Origin of the sequence: Pseudomonas sp. MN1F (genome assembly GCF_009391885.1) — a bacterium.
Lineage (GTDB): Bacteria > Pseudomonadota > Gammaproteobacteria > Pseudomonadales > Pseudomonadaceae > Aquipseudomonas.
In genome coordinates this window covers 167,779-187,044 of the sequence record NZ_VZII01000007.1, presented here as the reverse complement: position 1 = coordinate 187,044, position 19,266 = coordinate 167,779, and the positions used below count along the sequence as shown (strand labels likewise).

Here is a 19,266-nt window from a genome sequence, read left to right as displayed (position 1 = left end):
TGATGAACTTGCGAAGCGTTGCGTGGGGAATGGTGCGGGGCTGCGCGGGGGTGAGGCAATTCGCCGCAAACGGTTTTGGGCGATAATCGAACGCTATGTTCCGGTTGGTTAATTTTGCCCAAGAAAAAGCCCAGCGCGAGGCTGGGCTTGATGCTGTTGCCGGTTGATCAGCCCTTCGGCGTATCCACCGAAGCCTGCTGGTTGGCCTGGCCAGTCTGCTCGTACCAGCCACCGCCGAGTGCCTTGTACAGGTTGACCTCGCTGGTCAGCTGCGAGAGGCGGTCGGTGATCAGCGACTGCTGCGACGAGTACAGGTTGCGCTGGGCATCGAGGAAGGTCAGGTTGCTGTCGATACCGATGCGGTAGCGGCGCTCGGCCAGGCGGTAGTAGTCCTGGTTCGCCTGCACCAGGTCGCGTTGCGCCTGCAGCTGCTCTTCGAAGGTCTTGCGCGCTGCCAGGCCATCGGAGACTTCCTGGAAGGCGGTCTGGATGGTCTTTTCGTACTTGGCGACGTTGATGTCCTTCTGGATCTTCGAGTAGTCCAGGCTGGCCTTCAGGCTGCCGGCGTTGAAGATCGGCAGGTTGATCTGCGGCTGGAACAGCCAGGTACCCTGGCCACCCGCGAACAGGTGACCCATGTCGGGGCTCAGGCTGCCGGCATTGGCGGTCAGGCTGATGCTCGGGAAGAACGCTGCGCGGGCCGCGCCGATATTGGCATTGGCGGCCTTGAGCAGGTGCTCGGCTTCCTGGATGTCCGGGCGACGCTGCAGAATCTCGGACGGCAGGCCGGCCGGCACTTCGGCCAACTGGTCGGCATTGAGCTCCAGCGGCTTGGCCAGGTCGGCCGGAATGCCGGTACCCAGCAGCACGGTCAGGCTGTTGACGTCCTGGGCAACCAGGCGCTGGTACTGCGAGTACTTGACCCGTGCGCCTTCCACGGCGGTGCGCGACTGGCTGACGTCGAGCGCCGAAGCCACACCGACTTCGTTGCTGCGACGGGTCAGGTTGTAGCTTTCCTCGTAGGTCTTGAGCGTCTCTTCGGTCAGCTTGAACAGGGCCTGGTCGGCCTGCCAGGTGTAGTAGGCGTTGGCCACGCTGGCGACCAGAGCGATCTGCGTGGAGCGGCGCGCCTGCTCGCTGGACAGGTAGGTTTCCAGGGCTTGTTCGGTCAGGCTGCGCACGCGGCCGAACAGGTCCAGCTCATAGGCACTGACGCCCAGGGTGGCCGAGTACTGGCTGGTGATGCTGGATTCACCGCTGGTCGACATGTTCGCCGGCACGCGCTGGCGGCTGCCGCTGGCGGTGGCCGACACTGCCGGGAACAGGTCGGCACGCTGGATGCGGTACTGGGCGCGGTAGGCGTCGATGTTCAACGCCGCCACACGCAGGTCGCGGTTGTTCACCAGCGAGGTCTGGATCAGCTGCTGCAGTGCCGGGTCATGGAAGAACTGCCGCCAGCCCTGTTCGGCGGCGGCCACCTCGGCCGACTGGGTCGGCGAGTACGCAGGGCCTTGCGGCCACTGCGCAGCCACCGGCGATTCCGGGGTCTGGTAATCAGGGATCAGCGAGCAGCCGCCGAGAATGAAAGCGGTTACCGCCAGGGACAACAAAGACTTGGTCATTGCCCAGCCTCATAACGTGGAGTTTCAGGGGTGGCGTCCTTTTCCGGCTCTTTGCTGCCGAACAGCGACGACACTGCGACGAAGAATAGCGGTACCCAGAAGATGGCCAGCACGGTCGCACTGATCATGCCGCCGATCACACCGGTGCCGATGGCGTGCTGGCTGCCGGCGCCGGCGCCGCTGGCGATGGTCAACGGTACCACGCCGAGGATGAACGCCAGCGAGGTCATGATGATCGGGCGCAGACGCATGCGGCACGCTTCGATGGCCGAGTCGTACAGGCTGCGGCCCTGTTCGTGCAGTTCCTTGGCGAATTCGACGATCAGGATCGCGTTCTTCGCCGCCAGGCCGATGGTGGTCAACAGGCCGACCAGGAAGTACACGTCGTTGGACAACCCGCGCAGGCTGGTGGCGATCAGTGCACCGATGATACCCAGCGGTACTACCAGCACCACGGCGATCGGGATCGACCAGCTTTCGTACAGGGCTGCCAGGCAGAGGAACACGAACAGTACCGAGAGGGCGAACAGCGCCGGCATCTGCGAGCCGGAGAGTTTTTCCTCGTAGGACATGCCGGTCCAGGAGAAGCCGATACCGGCTGGCAGTTCGCCGGCGATACGCTCGACTTCGGCCATGGCTTCACCGGTACTGTAGCCTGGCGCCGGGGCACCGAGGATTTCCATCGCTTCGACGCCGTTGTAACGCGACAGCTTCGGCGAACCGTAGCTCCACTCACCTTTGGCGAAGGAGGAGAACGGTACCATCTCGCCGGCGCCGTTGCGCACGTACCACTTCTGCAGGTCTTCCGGGCTCATCCGCGAGTTGGGTTCACCCTGGATGTACACCTTCTTGACCCGGCCACGGTCGATGAAGTCGTTGACGTAGCTGGCACCCAGGGCAATCGACAGGGTGTTGTTGATGTCGGCGATGGTCACGCCCAGGGCGCTGGCACGTTCGTCATCGATGGTCAGCTGGTACTGCGGTTCGTCGTTCAGGCCGTTCGGGCGCACCGCCATCAGCACCTTGCTCTGCGCGGCCTTGGCCAGGAACTGGTTGCGCGCTTCCATCAGCTTGGCATGGCCGACACCGGCGCGGTCCTGCAGGAACACGTCGAAGCCGGTGGCGTTACCCAGTTCGAGTACCGCCGGCGGGGCGAAGGCGAACACCATCGCATCGCGGAAGCTGAAGAAGTGCTGCTGGGCACGTTGCGACAGGTTGAACACGCTGTTCTCGGCCGAACGCTCACCCCACGGCTTGAGCATGATGAACGCCATGCCCGAGCTCTGGCCACGGCCAGCGAAGTTGAAGCCGTTGACGGTGAACACCGATGCCACGGTGTCGGATTCTTCCTTGAGCAGGTACTCACGCATCTGGTCGACCACTACCTGGGTACGCTCGGCACTGGAGCCGGCCGGCGTCTGCACCTGGGCGAACAGTACACCCTGGTCTTCTTCAGGCAGGAACGCGGTGGGGATGCGGGCAAACAGCCAGATCATGCCGACCACGATCAGCGCGTAGGCCAGCAGGAACGGCACCTTGTTGCGCAGGATCGCGCCGACGCTGCGTTCATAGCCGTTGACGCTGCGGTCGAAGTTGCGGTTGAACCAGCCGAAGAAGCCGCCTTTGGCGGTGTGGTGCTCGCCTTTCTTCAGCGGCTTGAGCATGGTTGCGCACAAGGCCGGGGTGAAGATCAGCGCCACCAGTACCGACAGGCCCATGGCCGAGACGATGGTGATGGAGAACTGCCGGTAGATCACACCGGTGGAGCCGCCGAAGAACGCCATGGGCAGCAGTACCGCCGACAGCACCAGGGCGATACCCACCAGGGCGCCCTGGATCTGCTCCATGGAGCGCTTGGTCGCCTCCTTGGGCGGCAGGCCTTCCTCGGACATCACCCGTTCGACGTTCTCCACCACGACGATGGCGTCGTCCACCAGCAAGCCGATGGCCAGGACCATGGCGAACATGGTCAGGGTGTTGATGCTGAAGCCCGCGGCGGCCAGGATGCCGAAGGTACCCAGCAACACCACCGGTACGGTCATGGTGGTGATGATGGTGGCGCGGAAGTTCTGCAGGAACAGGTACATCACCAGGAACACCAGGACCACGGCTTCGATCAGGGTGTGGATCACGCCGCTGATCGATTCGGTGACCACCGGGGTGGTGTCATACGGGAATACCGCTTTCACCCCAGGCGGGAAGAACGGTTCCAGGTCGGAAATGGTCTTGCGCAGGGCCTTGGCGGTGTCCAGGGCGTTGGCGCCGGTAGCCAGTTTTACCGCAAGGCCGGAAGCCGGCTTGCCGTTGAACTGTGCGCTGACCGCGTAGTTTTCACCGCCCAGGCCGACCTGGGCAACATCGCCCAGACGCACCTGCGAACCGTCGTTGTTGACCTTGAGCAGGATCTTCTCGAACTGCTCGGCGGTCTGCAGGCGGGTCTTGCCGATGATGGTGGCGTTCAGCTGGGTACCCGGCATGGCCGGCAGGCCGCCGAGCTGGCCGGAGGACACCTGCACGTTCTGCGCGGCAACCGCGGTCTTGACGTCGACCGGGGTCAGCTGGAACTTGTTCAGCTTGGCCGGATCGAGCCAGATACGCATGGCGTACTGCGCACCGAACACCTGGAAGTCACCCACACCGGCAGTCCGCGAAATCGGGTCCTGCATGTTGGAGACGATGTAGTTGGCCAGGTCGTCCTTGGTCATGCTGCCGTCTTCGGACACCAGGCCGATCACCAGCAGGAAGTTCTTCACTGCCTTGGTGACGCGGATACCTTGCTGCTGCACTTCCTGCGGCAGCAGCGGGGTCGCCAGGTTCAGCTTGTTCTGTACCTGGACCTGGGCGGTGTCAGGGTTGGTGCCCTGCTCGAAGGTGGCGGTAATGGTCATGCTGCCGTCGGAGTTACTTTCCGACGACACATAACGCAGGTTGTCGATACCGTTGAGCTGCTGCTCGATGACCTGCACCACGGTGTCCTGCACCGTCTGCGCCGAGGCGCCCGGGTAGGTCACGGCGATGGCGATGGCTGGCGGCGCGATGCTCGGGTACTGGTTGATCGGCAGCTTCAGGATCGACAAGGCGCCGACCAGCATGATCACCAAGGCGATCACCCAGGCGAAGATCGGGCGATCGATAAAGAACTTCGACATGGTTTACTCCGCTTTGGCGTCTGCTTTGGCCGCACTGGCCTGATCAGGTTTGCCTGGCTGCTTGACGTTGGTGGCGTCGCTGACCTTGACCTCGACACCTGGGCGCACGTACTGCAGGCCTTCGGTGATCAGGCGGTCGCCCGGGTTCAAGCCTTCCTCGATCAGCCAGTCGCTGCCCAGGGTACGGCTGGCCTTGAGCTGGCGCAGTTCGACCTTGTTCTCCTGGTTGACCACCAGTGCGGTCGGCGCGCCCTTGAGGTCGCGGGTCACACCCTGCTGCGGGGCCAGGATGGCGTTGGCGTTGACCCCGGCCTTGAGCCGCGCATGCACGAACATGCCTGGCAGCAGGGTGTGATCGGGGTTGGGGAACAGCGCACGCAGGGTCACCGAACCGGTGGTCTCGTCGACCGCGACTTCGGAGAACTCCAGGCGGCCTTCCTGCTTCAGCAGGCTGCCGTCTTCCAGCACCAGCTGCACCGAGGCGGCGTTGTCGCCAGCTTTCTGCAGCTGACCGCTTTCCAGGTCACGGCGCAGCTTGAGCAGCTCGGCAGTGGACTGGGTGACGTCGACGTAGATCGGGTCGAGCTGCTGGATGGTAGCCATGGCGTTGGTCTGGCCATTGTTCACCAGGGCCCCTTCGGTAACTGCGGAGCGCCCGATGCGGCCGCTGATCGGGGCGAGGACCTTGGTGTAGCGCAGGTCGATCTGCGCGCTTTTCAGCGAAGCTTCGGCCTGCAATCGTTTGGCACTGGCATCGTCGTATTCCTGTTTCGACACCGCCTGTTCGTTGACCAGCTGCTTGTAGCGCTCGGCCAGCGACTTGGTCGACTGCAGGTTGGCCTGGGCGTTGGCCAGGGTGGCTTCGTACACGGCCGGGTCGATCTGGTACAGCTGTTGGCCTTCCTTGACCTCGCTGCCTTCCTTGAACAGGCGCTTGAGGATGATGCCGTTGACCTGCGGGCGCACTTCGGCGATGCGGTAGGCGCTGGTGCGCCCCGGCAGTTCCGTGGTCAGGGTGAAGGGTTGCGGCTGGATGGTCACGACGCCGACCTGAGGAGCCTGCGCTGCGGGCGCGGCTTCTTCTTTCTTACAGCCACCTAGCAGGGTTGCCAGGGCGACGGCGGAAACCAGAGCGGTAACGGCTGGCTTGAATTGCATGAGGATCCTCGGGTCGCAAGAGCAGGGAGACGCTCAAGAGTAATGGAAGAGTCTTGTCAGAAAAAAACTATCCGGTGGATAAATAGCTTGCTAAGGAATATACTTACATTCATGGTTGTTTGTAAATACCGCTGGGTAGTACTTGGCTACTACCACAGCCCTTGATTAGCCCATCCGGGAGGCACCCTGCAGAGGTGACCCCGGCGGATTCCCCGCGAGCGCAGCGGGCCCAGATGAGGTTGTACTGCCATGGTCCGTCGAACCAAAGAAGAAGCCCAGGAAACCCGCGCCCAGATCATCGAGGCTGCGGAAAAGGCCTTCTACAAGCGCGGTGTTGCGCGAACCACCCTGGCCGACATCGCCGAACTGGCGGGCGTGACGCGGGGGGCGATCTACTGGCACTTCAACAACAAGGCGGAGCTGGTGCAGGCGCTGCTCGACAGCCTGCATGAAACTCACGACCACCTGGCGCGGGCCAGTGAAAGCGAAGACGAACTGGACCCGCTCGGCTGCATGCGCAAGCTGTTGTTGCAAGTGCTCAACGAGCTGGTGCTGGACGCCCGTACCCGGCGTATCAATGAAATCCTGCATCATAAGTGCGAGTTCACCGATGACATGTGTGACATTCGCCAGCAGCGCCAAGGCGCGGTGCTGGATTGCCATGAGGGCATCAAGCTGGCTTTTGCCAATGCCGTGCGCCGTGGCCAGCTACCTGCGGATATGGATATAGAACGAGCGGCCGTGGCTCTGTTCGCCTATGTCGATGGCCTGATCGGGCGCTGGTTGTTGCTGCCGGACAGTTTCGATCTGCTGCGCGACGCGGAAAAATGGGTCGACACAGGGCTGGATATGCTGCGCTTGAGCCCTGCGCTGCGCAAATGACACTTTGTTAAGGATTGTGAGGAAGTGTTTCCCTTGTGTATTAAGTGAGCATTAATACCTATCGGCGGCAACTGCGCAGCCCTCAGCGGCCGCGCAATTGCCGGTCCGGCAGCGCCAGGGCCGCTAGCAGCCCCAGCAAGGCAATCCCCGCACTGCCCAGCAGCAGGTGACGGAACGTTTCCAGCAGCCGCAACTGCGTGTGCGGATCCGCTTCGCCCGCCTTCAGGCTCCCCAGCAGCGGGTTGCCCAGCAACTCGAAACCACCCTGTTGCAGCAGCGCCAGCAGCAGGCTGGACATGCACGCCACGCCCATGGCCCCGCCGAGCGAGCGGAACAGGTTGGTGGTGCTGGTGGCCACCCCGATATCCTTGCTGTCCACCGCGCTCTGTGTGCCCACCAGCGAGGTGGGGAACTGCAGACCACAGGCGATGCCGGTCAGCAGCATGAACACGGCACTGAGCAAGCCAGACTGCGGTGGGGTGATGGCCATGGCGAAGATCGCCACGGGCATCAGCACGGCGCCCGCCAGAATCTGTGGCTTGAAGCGCCCGGTGCGGCTGGTCATGCGGCCACCGGTGAAGGCGCCCAAGGGCAGGCCCATGGCCAGCGGCAGCAGGTGCAGCGCAGCGCTGTCGGCACCGGCGCCGGTGATGCCCTGGTAGCGCAGCGGCATCAGCATGGTCAGCGAGATCGACTGGAAGCTGGCGAAGAAGATCACCCCCCAGCACAGCACAGCCACACGGTTGCCAAACAGGCCCATGGGCAGCAGCGGTTCCTGGCAGCGCCGCTCATGGCCGATGAACAGCGCCAGCCCGAGCACCGCGCAGGCGAACAGCGCCAGCACGGGTGGTGCGCTCCAGGGCTGCCCCTGGCCGACCAGGGTGATGCCCAGCAGCAAACTGCCCAGGCCAAGAATCAACAGCACGGCGCCGAGGTAATCCACCCGGGCCTGACGGTGCTGCACTGGCATGCCGGCCAAGGCGCGGCGGATCGCCCACAGCGCGACCAGGCCCAGCGGCAGGTTGATCCAGAACACCCAGCGCCAGGACAGGTACTCGGTCAGCCAGCCGCCGAGCACTGGCCCGGCCACGCTGGCCACGGCGTACATGCTGCTGAAATAGCCCTGGTAACGGCCGCGTTCACGCGGTGGCACGAAGTCGCCGATGATCGCCTGGCTCACCGACACCATGCCGCCGGCACCGATGCCTTGCAGCACGCGCGCCATGACCAGTTGCTGCATGTCCTGGGCCAGGGCGCAGGCGATCGAGGCCAGCGTGAACAGGCTGATGCCGGTGAGGATCATGCGCCGCCGGCCATACAGGTCGCCGAGCTTGCCGTAGATCGGCACGGCCACGGTCATCGCCACCATGTAGCCGGAAATCACCCAGGCCAGCAGGCCGACGTCATTGAACTGCGCCGAGATGGCCGGCAGGGAGACGGCGACGATGGTCTGGTCGAGGGCGCCGAGGAAGATCGCCAGCATCAGGGCGGTCAACACGTTGCGCAGGACGGTCAGGGGCAGGGCGGCAGTCACGGGGGCACCTTGTCTGGAAGGGTGACGCGAATAGCCGGATTGTAACCCGAGTTAGGTAGCTTCCTATGTACTATCTGCATCGCCTATGCAAGATCGGCATTGGCGCATTCATCCAGAGCTGCATGGCCGCGTGATATCGTTGGTATGCCACAGGGGCTGAAAGCCGCGGCCCGCACCAGCTTGGTGCAGCAATTTGCCGCAGGCTGGGTACGCCGCTGTCTCCCACACCTTTTATTCCTCTGCCTGCATGTCGAGCATGACCGCCCAGATGGCGACGGTTGGAACAGGTCAGGTAGACCCGATTCAGGGGTCGGTAGCAACCGTTCAATTTCTACATATATAAGCGGAGTGATCATGCCCAAGGCTTCCCATCAAGATCTGCGTTTTGCCTTCCGCGAGCTGCTCGCTTCAGGTTCCTGCTACCACACCGCCTCCGTGTTCGACCCGATGTCGGCGCGCATCGCTGCCGACCTGGGCTTCGAAGTCGGCATTCTCGGCGGTTCGGTGGCTTCGTTGCAGGTGCTGGCCGCTCCGGACTTCGCCCTGATCACCTTGAGCGAGTTCGTCGAGCAGGCCACCCGCATTGGCCGCGTGGCGCAACTGCCGGTGCTTGCCGATGCCGACCACGGTTACGGCAATGCGCTCAACGTCATGCGCACGGTCATCGAGCTGGAGCGCGCCGGCGTGGCTGCGCTGACCATCGAAGACACCCTGTTGCCTGCCCAGTTCGGGCGCAAGTCCACTGACCTGATCTCGGTCGAAGAGGGCGTGGGCAAGATCCGTGCGGCCCTGGAAGCGCGCGTCGACTCCTCGCTGTCGATCATCGCCCGGACCAACGCCGTGGTGCTCACCACCGAAGAAATCATCGTCCGCACCCAGAGCTACCAGAAGGCTGGTGCCGACGGTATCTGCATGGTCGGGGTGAAAGACTTCGAGCAGCTGGAGCAGATTGCCGGGCACCTGACCGTGCCGTTGATGCTGGTGACCTACGCCAACCCCAACCTGCGCGACGACGAGCGCCTTGCTCGCCTGGGCGTGCGCATCGTGGTCGATGGCCATGCCGCTTACTTTGCCGCGATCAAGGCCACCTATGACTGCCTGCGCCTGCAGCGCGGCCAGCAGAACAAGTCCGAGAACCTCAGCGCCACCGAGCTCTCGCACACCTACACCCAGCCTGAGGACTACATCCGCTGGGCCAAGGAGTACATGAGCGTCGAGGAGTGATCGGCGTGGCGCCGCCCAACCAAAGGGCGGCAGTTGAACCTTCGACCTAGTCAATACAGGTCGCGGTCCCACTCCGGTTCATCCTTGAACCGCTGCACCAGAAAATCCAGCATGCTGCGCAAGGTTGCCGGCATATGCTTGCGCGAGGTGTAGACCGCGTTCAGGTTCAGCTCCCGTGGCCGCGCGTCAGCCAGCAGGCGCACCAGGGCACCGCTGCGCAATGCCGTGGCTGCCTGGTAGGTTGGCAGCATGGCAATACCGGCACCTGCCAGCGTCGCGTTTTGCAGGGTCATGACCTCGTTGGCGCTGATGTTGCCTTGCACCGGCACGGCAATCTGCTGGCCGCCCACCTCGAAATGCCACAGGCTGTGGCCGAAATAGGCATGGGTCAGGCAGTTGTGCTGGCTCAGCTCCTCGACCCGTTGCGGCGTGCCGTGCTCGCGCAGGTAGGCGGGCGATGCGCAGATCACCGAGCGGCACACGGTCAGGCGCCTGGCGATCAGGTTCGGGTCCAGGTCGTTGCTGGTGCGGATCGCCAGGTCGATACGCTCGTCCACCAGGTTGACCGTGCGATCGAGCATCTGCAGTTCAACCTTCACGCCTGGGTAGCGCCGCACATAATCGGCGACCGCATCCACCAGCTGCGCCTGGCCAAACGACGTACTGACGCTGATGCGCAGGGCACCCTTGGGCGCATCTTCCGGTTGTTGCACGGCGGCCTGCAGGTCGCCGGCCAATTCCAGCAACTGCCGGCAGCGGGGCAGGGTTTCCTGGCCGGCGGCAGTCAGGCTGAGCTTGCGCGTGGTGCGCTGCATCAGCCGTGCGCCCACCCAGTCCTCCAGTTCGGCCAGGTAGCGCGACACCACTGGCCGTGAAAGCTGCAGCTGGTCTGCCGCGGCCGACTGGCTGCCCAGGTCGACGACGGTGACGAAAACGCGCATGGCGTTGAGACGGTCCATGATTTGCCCGATTTCAGAAACAAACTATGTCTGAGCATCGCATTTTTTGTCATGGATCGGGCAACTAAGCTGTGCGTATTCATTGTTCAACTGCTGGAGAATCTACCCATGAGCAAGATCGCAATCATCGGTGCCACCGGCCGTGCCGGCAGCCAACTGCTGGAAGAAGCCCTGCGCCGTGGCCACAGCGTCGTGGCCATCGCCCGTGACCCCTCGAAGTTGCAGGGGCGTGAGGGGGTCACCACCCAGGCGCTGGATGCCAAGGACAGTGCAGCCTTGCAGCAGGCGGTTGCGGGTGCCGATGCGGTGCTCAGTGCTGCGCACTTCTCCACCCTCGAACCCCACGCCATCATCGAGCCGGTCAAGCGCGCCGGGGTCAAGCGCCTGCTGGTGGTCGGCGGTGCGGGCAGCCTGCTGCTGCCTTCCGGGCATCGCGTGATCGACAGCCCGGACTTCCCTGAAGCCTACAAGGCTGAAGCCACTGCCGGCGTGCGCTTTCTCGAAGTGCTGCGCCAGGAGCCGACACTGGACTGGACCTTCCTGTCGCCATCGGCGGAGTTTGTCGAAGGCGAGCGCAGCGGGCACTACAAACTGGGCAAGGACCATCTGCTGATCGGCGCGGATGGCAAAAGCACGATTACCTTTGCCGACTATGCCATCGCCATGCTCGATGAGCTGGAGAACCCTGCGCACTCGCGCCAGCGCTTCACTGTCGGTTACTGAGAAAACGACTGCTCATGGGCTGGTCTGGCTCTCCAGCCAGTCCATGAGCTCCACCAGCCCCTGCGGCAAGCTCTTTGCCTGGCTCACCAGGTAATAGCCTTTGCCGGTCTGTACCTTCAGCGCAAACGGCATGCACAGCCGCCCCCCGCGCAAGTCATCACCGATCAGCGCCCAGTCACCAATCGCCACTCCGGTTCCCTGCGACGCCATGGCCATCGCCATGTCCAGCGTTTCGAAGTGCTGCTTGGGCCCCTGTGCCTCCAGGTTCACGCCTGCTGCCTGTAGCCACAATCGCCAGTCATGCTCATCCCGGGACGGGTGCAACAGCATATGGCGCGCCAGGTCCTGGATCTTTTGCAGCGGCACCGGCCCGTTCATCAGCGAAGGCGCGCACACCGGTGTCAGTTGCTCGTCGAACAGCTTGCGCACCCGCAGCCCATGGTTCGGCGCATCGCCATAGACCACGGCGGCATCGAACCCCTCACGGCGAAAATCCACACCGTGCTGCACCGTGGTGGTCAGCTCGACCGGCACGTCCGGCCGCAGCGCCTGCCACTCCATCAGCCGCGGCAGCAGCCAGCGCATCACGCAGGTCGGTGCCTTGAGCTGCAAGGTGGCGCTGCGCCCGCCCACTTCGCGCACGCCTTGTTCGACAAGGCTGAAGATCTGCTGCACCCGTGGCAGCCAGTCCTGGCCCTCGCGGGTCAGGCTCAGGCCACGCGCCTGGCGCTGGAACAAGGCGTAGCCCAGGTGTTCCTCGAGCCCGGCGATCTGCCGGCTCACGGCGCCCTGAGTGATGTGCAACTGCTGCGCGGCACGGGTGAAATTGCAGTGCTGGGCGGTGACCAGAAAGGTGTAGAGGGCGGGCAGGGGCGGTAGCCGTTTCATTGCGCTGAGCCATGATTGCAGGACATGGCTAGTATGTGTTTTTTTGCATTGTGGCGGTAGCACTGCCTTGGGTCCAATGGGCGCAGATTTCCAACAAAATCCAAGGTGACATCCGATGGCAACCTGCGGCGAAGTACTGGTCAAACTCCTTGAAGGCTATGGCGTGGACCATGTCTTCGGCATCCCCGGCGTACATACCGTGGAGCTCTACCGTGGCCTGGCGGGCTCGTCGATCCGCCACATCACTCCGCGCCACGAGCAGGGCGCCGGGTTCATGGCTGATGGCTATGCGCGTACCCGTGGCAAGCCTGGCGTGTGTTTCATCATCACCGGCCCAGGGATGACCAACATCACCACCGCCATGGGCCAGGCCTATGCCGATTCGATTCCGATGCTGGTGATCTCCAGCGTGCAGTCACGCGATCAACTGGGCGGTGGCCGCGGCAAGCTGCACGAGCTGCCGAACCAGGCCGCGCTGGTGGCGGGCGTGGCGGCGTTCTCGCAGACACTGATGAGCGCCGATGACCTGCCCCAGGTACTGGCGCGCGCCTTTGCCGTGTTCGATGGCGCCCGCCCGCGGCCAGTGCATATCGAGATCCCGCTGGACGTACTGGTCGAGCCCGCCGACCATCTGCTGCCTGGCCGCCCTGTGCGCAGTGCCCGCGCAGGTGCCGCCCCGCAGGCCGTGGCCGCCATGGCCGAGCGCCTGGCCAAGGCTCGCCGGCCGCTGATCCTGGCCGGTGGCGGTGCGCTGGCTGCCGGTGCACCGCTGGCGCTGCTGGCCGAGCACCTGCAGGCGCCGGTGGCACTGACCATCAATGCCAAAGGCCTGCTGCCGGCCAGCCACCCGTTGCAGATCGGTTCGACCCAATCGTTGGTTGCCACCCGTGAGCTGGTGGAAGAGGCTGATGTGGTGCTGGCAATCGGCACCGAGCTGGCCGAGACCGACTATGACGTGACCTTCAAGGGCGGTTTCAAGATTCCCGGCAGCTTGCTGCGTATCGACATCGACCCGGACCAGACCGTGCGCAACTATCTGCCGGAGCTGGCGCTGGTCGCGGATGCCGAGCTGGCCGCTCAGTCTCTGCTCGAGGCCTTGCATCAGCTACCAGCACCGGTGCGTGCCGAGGGCTGGGGCGTTGCCCGGGTGCAGCGCCTGCGTAATGCGTTGGCAACGGGCTGGGACCAGCCGACGCTGAGCCAGACACGCCTGCTGAACAGCATTCTGCAAAGCCTGCCCAACGCCATTCTGGTCGGTGACTCGACCCAGCCGGTGTACACCGGCAACCTGACCCTGGACATGGATCAGCCGCGCCGCTGGTTCAATGCTTCGACCGGTTACGGCACTTTGGGTTATGCATTGCCTGCAGCGATGGGGGCCTGGCTGGGCAGCGCCGAGCAAGCGGCCGAGCGTGCGCCAGCGGTGTGCCTGATTGGCGACGGTGGGCTGCAGTTCACCTTGCCGGAGCTTGCCAGCGCGGTGGAGGCGCAGGTGCCGTTGATCGTGCTGCTGTGGAATAACCAGGGTTACGAAGAGATCAAGAAGTACATGGTCAACCGGGCGATCGAGCCGGTCGGCGTGGATATCCATACCCCGGACTTCATTGGCGTGGCCCGGGCGTTGGGCGCCGAGGCCGAGCATGTGGCCGATGTCGGGCAGCTGCAGGCTGCGCTTGGCAGGGCGGTCGAGCGCAAGGGGCCGACCTTGATCCAGGTCGACCAGAACCAGTGGCAGGCGGCAGTAGCGGGCTAGTTCAGCCCACACTGGCCCGTAGCCGGGCCACATCACGGATCGGCGGTGCGCCATACAGCCGGCTGTACTCGCGGCTGAACTGCGATGGGCTTTCGTACCCCACCCGATAGCCCGCCACCGCTGCTTCCAGGCCATCGTTGAGCATCAGCCGCCGCGCCTCCTGCAGGCGCAGTTGCTTTTGGTACTGCAGCGGGCTCATGGAGGTCACGGCCTTGAAGCGGTGATGCAGGGTCGAGGTGCTGAGGTTGACCTCGCGGGCCAGGTCCTCGATGCGCAGCGGCTGCTGGAAGTTCTGGTTGAGCCAGGTGATGGCCTGGCACACCCGGTGGGTCTGGCTGTTGGCCAGGGCGATTTCGTACAGTCGATAACCCTGAGGCCCACGCAGCAGGCGGTAGAGAATCTCGCGGCGAATCAGCGGCGCGAGCATGCCGATGTCGCGCGGTGAGTCCAGCAAGCGGACCAGCCGCAGCAGCGCGTCGAGCAACTGCGGGTCGGTGCGTTCCACATACAGGCCGCGGCCGGAGGGCAGGTTGGGCACCAGCATCGGTCCGCTCTCTGCGATCAGCTGGCTGATTTCAGCCGGGTCAAGGTCCATGCGCAAGCCGAGGCTCGGGTTCTCCGGGCTGGCGTCCAGCCTCACGCCGCTCAGCGGCAAGGTCACCGATACCACCATGTAGTGCAGTGGGTCATAGGCGTACTGTTCGTCACCGAGGAACAGGCTCTTGCTGCCTTGCGCCAGGATGCACAAAGCCGGTTGAGCCAGGGTCGGCACGGATCGGACGTTTTCGGTGTAGCGCACCAGATACAGGTCGTCGATGGCCGAGGCGGGGCCGTAGGGTTCACCGGCGTGCCTGCGAATCAGGTCGGCCAGTTCCTGGCGTTGTACTTCCAGTGTCGGGTCGATGGACGGTGCTGTGGTCATGATGGCGTTCCTCTGCTGACCGACGCAGCATAGGTTTGGGCAATGGCTGGCGCTAGTCGAAAGCTGCACGTCGATTGCCTGATCCTGCCGTGCTGCAGGATCAGGCAATCGGTGAGCAGTAATGGCCTAACGCGTCGCGCGCGCCAGCCCCTAACCTTGGCAGCCTGGTATTTCCGCCCGCCTGCTTCAAGGAGATCGTGCAATGACCCTACGACAACCGGTCACCCATCTGGCTTTCATCCGTGCCAGCAGCGGTCGTTCCGCCGAACTCGGCGCCCGCCTGCGCGACCTGCTGGAGCCGTCCTTGCGCACCCCCGGCTGCCTCAGCTTCACCGTGCAGCGCTCCCAGGCCGACGCCGACCTGTGGCTGCTCAGCGGCAGTTGGCAGGATCAGCAGGCGATGAGTGGCTACTTCGCCTCGCCTACCCTCAATGTGTTCGGCGAGCTGGTTCAGGCGCAGGTCGTCAGCAGCCTCGACTTGCATACCTTCGATTGAAACACGGTTAGAATGCCGCCCCTCGATCAACAGGCGGATGGCAACATGGCACGTAAGGAATTCCCGCAGTTCGAAGCGGTTTCGGCGATGGTCCCGGTGGAAGGCGGTGGCTATAACGCCGCCATTGCGGTCAAGGCACTGGGCATGGGCGGCGCTCCGCGCTTTCACAAGGTACTCGACGAGCAAGTGTTCAAAAGCGCCGTGGCGGCTGACGAAGCCGCCTGCGCCGAGCTTGCACGCCTGCAGGGTGTGGGCGAGGAAGGCGAACTGATCTGGTGATCAGGCCTGTGGGCGAGCCATCTTGAACAGGTTGCCCAACTCGAAGTAATCCGCCGGGCCACCGCCACGCAGGATCGGCTCGGCGGCAGCGGTATCGTAGATGCCGTTCTTCAGCAGGTGCTCGGCAATGTGCACCGCCACCACTTCACCCAGAATCAGCCAGCTCGGTACCAGCTCCTGGTCGGCACGCTTGAGCTGGATGATCTGGCTCACCTTGCACTCGAAGGCCACCGGCGTTTCGCCTACGCGTGGCACCTTGACGATGTTCGATGGCACCGCAGTCAAGCCGCTCAGTTCGAACTCGTTGATATCGGCGGCGACGGCCGCGCAACTCTGGTTCATCTGCTCGGCCAGTGGCCGGGTAGCCAGGTTCCAGACGAATTCACCGGTCTGCTCGATGTTGTTCAGGCTGTCTTTGCGCCCGACGCTGCAGAAACCGATGATCGGTGGAATGTAGTTGAACGCGTTGAAGAAGCTGTACGGCGCGAGGTTCAGTTGGCCGTCCTGGCTCTGCGAGGAGATCCAGCCTATCGGGCGCGGGCCGACGATGGCGTTGAACGGGTCGTGGGGCAGGCCGTGGCCTTTGGCGGGTTCGTAGTAGTACATCTGCCAACATCCTGGGAACGAGGCGCCTAGTGTGCCAAGCCTTTGTCCGCCTGAAAATGATCAAGCCCGGCCAAGGCCGGGCTGGTAGCGCGCACAGGGGTCAGCTGATGCGGTGAGCGTTGGTGCGGTCGAAGCCATCTTCGGCGAAGCGTTGGCCGCCAGTGCGATCGAAACCATCTTCGGTGAAGCGCTGAGCGCCCGTGTGATCGAAGCCGTCTTCGGCGAAGCGTTGGCCGCCAGTGCGGTCGAAACCATCTTCGGCGAAGCGCTGTGCGCCAGTGTGGTCGAAGCCGTCTTCGGCGTAGCTGGCCGACTGAGATTGGGCGGCGGCGAAGGTGTGGGCGTTGGTGCGTTCAAAACCATCTTCGGCGAAGGCGCCAGCAGCGAATACCGAGAGGGCCAGGGTGAGGATCAGTTTGCTTTTCATGGTCGTTGCTCCTTTGGGTGCGAGAGGGTGTTTGTTTCTATGGGTTTAATGCTACGCCGATTAATTTGATTAAAAAGCGCAAAAAATAGCGACTAATAATCGAATTAATAGATATTTTAGGCCGCACGCTAGGTAATCCAGCGGGTGCTGAAGCTTCTGGATGAGGTGCTTTATGCCCAAGGCGAGCGCAATGCTTCGTCAGCCATTGCAGATTGAGGGAATGGGATTAATCGGCAGTTAAGAACGAAAAATCTAAATTTGTAACAACGTATGACGCTTTTTTCATATATCGCCAACCGATTTTTCAGGCCCTGCTCCGCACCATCGCCGCACCCAATTCCGGAGCGGCAATCAATGAACAAACTTCCGCAAATCACCTTGGCCTTCTGGGTCATGAAGATCTGCGCCACCACCCTTGGCGAAACTGCCGGTGATCTGCTGTCGATGACCCTCAACGTTGGTTACGCGGTCAGCTCGATGGTGCTGATCAGCGTGTTCCTGGTGACCTTGTTCGGTCAGCTGTTTTCGCGCCGCTATCACCCGATGCTGTACTGGCTGGTGATCCTGTCCACCAGCACGGCCGGCACTACCATGTCCGACTTCATGGACCGCACCCTGGGCCTGGGCTATGCCGCAGGCTCGGCAATCCTGATCGGCATCCTGATGCTGACCTTCCTGGTCTGGCGCCTGAGCGGCAACCCGCTCGACGTTACCCGCATCAAGAACCGCACCGGTGAAATCTTCTACTGGGTCGCCATCCTGTTCTCCAACACCCTGGGCACAGCGCTGGGCGACTATCTGGCGGACGACTCGGGGCTGGGCTTTGCCGGTGGTGCACTGCTGATTGGCAGCGCCATCGCCGTAGTGGTGCTGGCCCGTTACTGGACGCGCATCCCCGGGGTGGTGCTGTTCTGGGTGGCCTTCGTGTTGACCCGTCCATTCGGCGCGACCCTTGGCGATTTCCTGACCAAACCGCATGAGAAGGGTGGGCTGGATTTTGGCACCATCGGTTCTTCCGCGGTGCTGGGTGGCGTGCTGGTTGTGCTGGTGCTGATGGCGAGCTGGTACCAGAAGCGTGAGCCGCGTCAGGTGTTGGAGATGTCTTGAGTGCCTGGCTGAATGCTGAGGTGAGGCGGAAATCGAGCGCCGCGGGCGGCGCTCGATCTCATAGGCGCCGAGATCTCCAGGCAAGCACCTGGCAGCCACAAAAAAGGGGCGTCCGTTTCACGGAGCGCCCCTTTTTCAATCGCTGAATACCGTCAGTCAGTAGTAATCCGCGAATGCTGCTTGGTGTCCTTCATGGTTGCATACACCAGCAGCGAGCAGGCGATGCACGCCGTAACGTACCAATAGAAGCCGCTTTCCATGCCGACGCTCTTGAACCACAGGGCCACGTACTCGGCGGTGCCGCCGAAGATCGACACGGTCAGCGCGTACGGCAGGCCGACGCCCAGGGCGCGGATTTCGGTAGGGAACAGCTCGGCCTTCACCACTGCGTTGATCGAGGTGTAGCCGCTGACGATGATCAGCGCCGCCATGATCAGGAAGAACGCGCCCCACCAGGTCTGGATGGTGTGCAGGGTGCTGAGGATCGGCACGGTGAACAGGGTGCCGAGCACGCCGAAGGCGATCAGGATAGGGCGACGGCCGATCTTGTCGGACAGGCCACCGATCACTGGCTGCAGGCACATGAACAGGAACAGCGTGGCCGCCGAGATGGTGGTCGAATCGCTGATGCTCATGCCCACGGTGTTGACCAGGTACTTCTGCATGTAGGTGGTGTAGGTGTAGAAGGCCAGGGTGCCGCCCATGGTCAGGCCAACCACGGTCATCAGTTCCTTGGGGTGGCGCATGAGGGTGCGCATCAGGCTTTCCTTGGCCTTTTCCTTCTTGGTGAAGGAGGCGGTTTCTTCCATGCCGCGGCGCAGGTACAGGGCAACCACCGCGCACAGCGCGCCGATCACGAAGGGTACACGCCAGCCCCAAGCGTACAGCTGCTCGGTGGTCAGGGTCTGCTGCAGGACGATCAGTACCGCCAGGGCGATGAGCTGGCCGGAAATCAGCGTCACGTACTGGAAGCTGGAGAAGAAGCCACGGCGCTCCTTGCTGGCCATTTCGCTGAGGTAGGTAGCCGAGGTGCCATATTCGCCACCCACCGACAGGCCCTGCAGCAGGCGCGCGATGACCAGCAGGATCGGTGCGGCGACGCCGATGGTTTCATAGCCCGGGGTCAGGGCGATCACCAGGGAGCCGGCGCACATCAGCAGCACCGAAGCCATCAATGCGGCCTTGCGCCCCTTGCGGTCGGCGTACAGGCCCATCAGCCAGCCACCGATCGGGCGCATCAGGAAGCCCACGGCGAAGATCGCAGCGGTGTTGAGCAATTGGGCGGTGGAGTCGCCAGCCGGGAAGAAGGCCTTGGCGAAGTACAGCGAGAATGCGGCGTAGACGTACCAGTCGTACCATTCGACCATGTTGCCGATGGAACCACTGAAGATCGACTTGAGGCGGCTGGCGGTGGTTTTTTCAGCGGCGGGCGTGACGGCCGCCCCGGCTGGCAGGGAGGTGGCGTTATCCATCAGGGATACCTTCTCGTTGTTTTTGTGGAGCGCGCCGAGGCGCAGCTTGCCAGGGCAATTGCAGA

The 19,266-nt window shown here is 63.3% G+C and carries 17 protein-coding genes; 7 read left to right on the top strand and 10 right to left on the bottom strand.

Features of this window, described 5'->3' with window-relative positions; all coding sequences use genetic code 11:
* Positions 1-167 precede the first annotated feature (167 nt).
* Genes F6X59_RS03735 through ttgA form a run of 3 tightly spaced genes read right to left on the bottom strand, consistent with a single transcriptional unit; the run spans position 168 to position 5,929 of the window.
* Positions 168-1,622 (bottom strand): AdeC/AdeK/OprM family multidrug efflux complex outer membrane factor, encoded by a 1,455-nt coding sequence (locus F6X59_RS03735; RefSeq protein ID WP_152954652.1) that lies wholly within the window; start codon positions 1,620-1,622, stop codon positions 168-170.
* Positions 1,619-4,771: a multidrug efflux RND transporter permease subunit TtgB gene (gene ttgB / locus F6X59_RS03730; RefSeq protein WP_152954650.1), complete on the bottom strand. Its 3,153-nt coding sequence runs from the start codon at positions 4,769-4,771 to the stop codon at positions 1,619-1,621. Before ttgB ends, F6X59_RS03735 begins: the two co-directional genes overlap by 4 nt.
* A gap of 3 nt (positions 4,772-4,774) precedes the next feature.
* On the bottom strand, positions 4,775-5,929 hold the full coding sequence (gene ttgA, locus F6X59_RS03725; RefSeq protein WP_152954648.1) for a toluene efflux RND transporter periplasmic adaptor subunit TtgA: 1,155 nt from the start codon (positions 5,927-5,929) through the stop codon (positions 4,775-4,777).
* 249 nt (positions 5,930-6,178) lie between these two features.
* Here ttgA and F6X59_RS03720 point away from each other — a divergent pair, with 249 nt between their 5' ends.
* On the top strand, positions 6,179-6,811 hold the full coding sequence (locus F6X59_RS03720) for a TetR family transcriptional regulator (RefSeq protein WP_152954646.1): 633 nt from the start codon (positions 6,179-6,181) through the stop codon (positions 6,809-6,811).
* Positions 6,812-6,893: 82 nt separating this feature from the next.
* On the opposite strand, the gene F6X59_RS03715 is transcribed toward F6X59_RS03720, so the two are convergent.
* Complete coding sequence (locus F6X59_RS03715) at positions 6,894-8,345, bottom strand: MDR family MFS transporter (RefSeq protein ID WP_372240290.1); 1,452 nt, start codon at positions 8,343-8,345, stop codon at positions 6,894-6,896.
* Positions 8,346-8,699: 354 nt separating this feature from the next.
* On the opposite strand from F6X59_RS03715, the gene F6X59_RS03710 reads away from it, so the two are divergent.
* Entirely contained in the window at positions 8,700-9,569 is an 870-nt protein-coding gene (locus F6X59_RS03710) for an oxaloacetate decarboxylase (RefSeq protein WP_152954644.1), read from the top strand.
* A gap of 50 nt (positions 9,570-9,619) precedes the next feature.
* Here F6X59_RS03710 and F6X59_RS03705 read toward each other — a convergent pair whose 3' ends face one another.
* Positions 9,620-10,528: a LysR family transcriptional regulator gene (locus tag F6X59_RS03705; protein ID WP_152954641.1), complete on the bottom strand. Its 909-nt coding sequence runs from the start codon at positions 10,526-10,528 to the stop codon at positions 9,620-9,622.
* A gap of 108 nt (positions 10,529-10,636) precedes the next feature.
* Here F6X59_RS03705 and F6X59_RS03700 point away from each other — a divergent pair, with 108 nt between their 5' ends.
* Positions 10,637-11,251 carry an NAD(P)-dependent oxidoreductase gene (locus tag F6X59_RS03700; RefSeq protein ID WP_152954639.1) on the top strand — a complete coding sequence of 205 codons (615 nt, stop codon included), beginning with the start codon at positions 10,637-10,639 and terminating at the stop codon, positions 11,249-11,251.
* Between the two features lie 12 nt (positions 11,252-11,263).
* On the opposite strand, the gene F6X59_RS03695 is transcribed toward F6X59_RS03700, so the two are convergent.
* Positions 11,264-12,139 carry a LysR substrate-binding domain-containing protein gene (locus F6X59_RS03695; protein WP_152954637.1) on the bottom strand — a complete coding sequence of 292 codons (876 nt, stop codon included), beginning with the start codon at positions 12,137-12,139 and terminating at the stop codon, positions 11,264-11,266.
* Positions 12,140-12,254: 115 nt separating this feature from the next.
* On the opposite strand from F6X59_RS03695, the gene F6X59_RS03690 reads away from it, so the two are divergent.
* Entirely contained in the window at positions 12,255-13,892 is a 1,638-nt protein-coding gene (locus F6X59_RS03690) for a 5-guanidino-2-oxopentanoate decarboxylase (RefSeq protein WP_152954635.1), read from the top strand.
* A gap of 1 nt (position 13,893) precedes the next feature.
* Here F6X59_RS03690 and F6X59_RS03685 read toward each other — a convergent pair whose 3' ends face one another.
* On the bottom strand, positions 13,894-14,814 hold the full coding sequence (locus F6X59_RS03685; RefSeq protein WP_152954633.1) for an AraC family transcriptional regulator: 921 nt from the start codon (positions 14,812-14,814) through the stop codon (positions 13,894-13,896).
* A gap of 202 nt (positions 14,815-15,016) precedes the next feature.
* Here F6X59_RS03685 and F6X59_RS03680 point away from each other — a divergent pair, with 202 nt between their 5' ends.
* Together F6X59_RS03680 and F6X59_RS03675 are read left to right on the top strand one after the other, a co-directional pair.
* Positions 15,017-15,310, top strand: a complete 294-nt coding sequence (locus F6X59_RS03680; RefSeq protein WP_103449332.1) for a putative quinol monooxygenase — start codon at positions 15,017-15,019, stop codon at positions 15,308-15,310.
* Between the two features lie 12 nt (positions 15,311-15,322).
* The gene (locus F6X59_RS03675) at positions 15,323-15,589 is read left to right on the top strand and encodes a hypothetical protein (RefSeq protein ID WP_152954631.1); all 267 of its coding nucleotides are present in this window, start codon (positions 15,323-15,325) and stop codon (positions 15,587-15,589) included.
* Here F6X59_RS03675 and F6X59_RS03670 read toward each other — a convergent pair whose 3' ends face one another.
* Both F6X59_RS03670 and F6X59_RS03665 read right to left on the bottom strand, forming a co-directional pair.
* A complete protein-coding gene (locus tag F6X59_RS03670) occupies positions 15,590-16,195 on the bottom strand; it encodes a flavin reductase family protein (RefSeq protein ID WP_152954630.1) in 606 nt (201 codons plus the stop codon).
* Positions 16,196-16,295: 100 nt separating this feature from the next.
* Complete coding sequence (locus tag F6X59_RS03665) at positions 16,296-16,622, bottom strand: hypothetical protein (RefSeq protein ID WP_152954628.1); 327 nt, start codon at positions 16,620-16,622, stop codon at positions 16,296-16,298.
* A gap of 354 nt (positions 16,623-16,976) precedes the next feature.
* On the opposite strand from F6X59_RS03665, the gene F6X59_RS03660 reads away from it, so the two are divergent.
* Entirely contained in the window at positions 16,977-17,729 is a 753-nt protein-coding gene (locus F6X59_RS03660) for a hypothetical protein (protein ID WP_152954627.1), read from the top strand.
* Positions 17,730-17,881: 152 nt separating this feature from the next.
* On the opposite strand, the gene F6X59_RS03655 is transcribed toward F6X59_RS03660, so the two are convergent.
* A complete protein-coding gene (locus F6X59_RS03655) occupies positions 17,882-19,201 on the bottom strand; it encodes an MFS transporter (RefSeq protein ID WP_152954625.1) in 1,320 nt (439 codons plus the stop codon).
* Between the last annotated feature and the right edge of the window lie 65 nt (positions 19,202-19,266).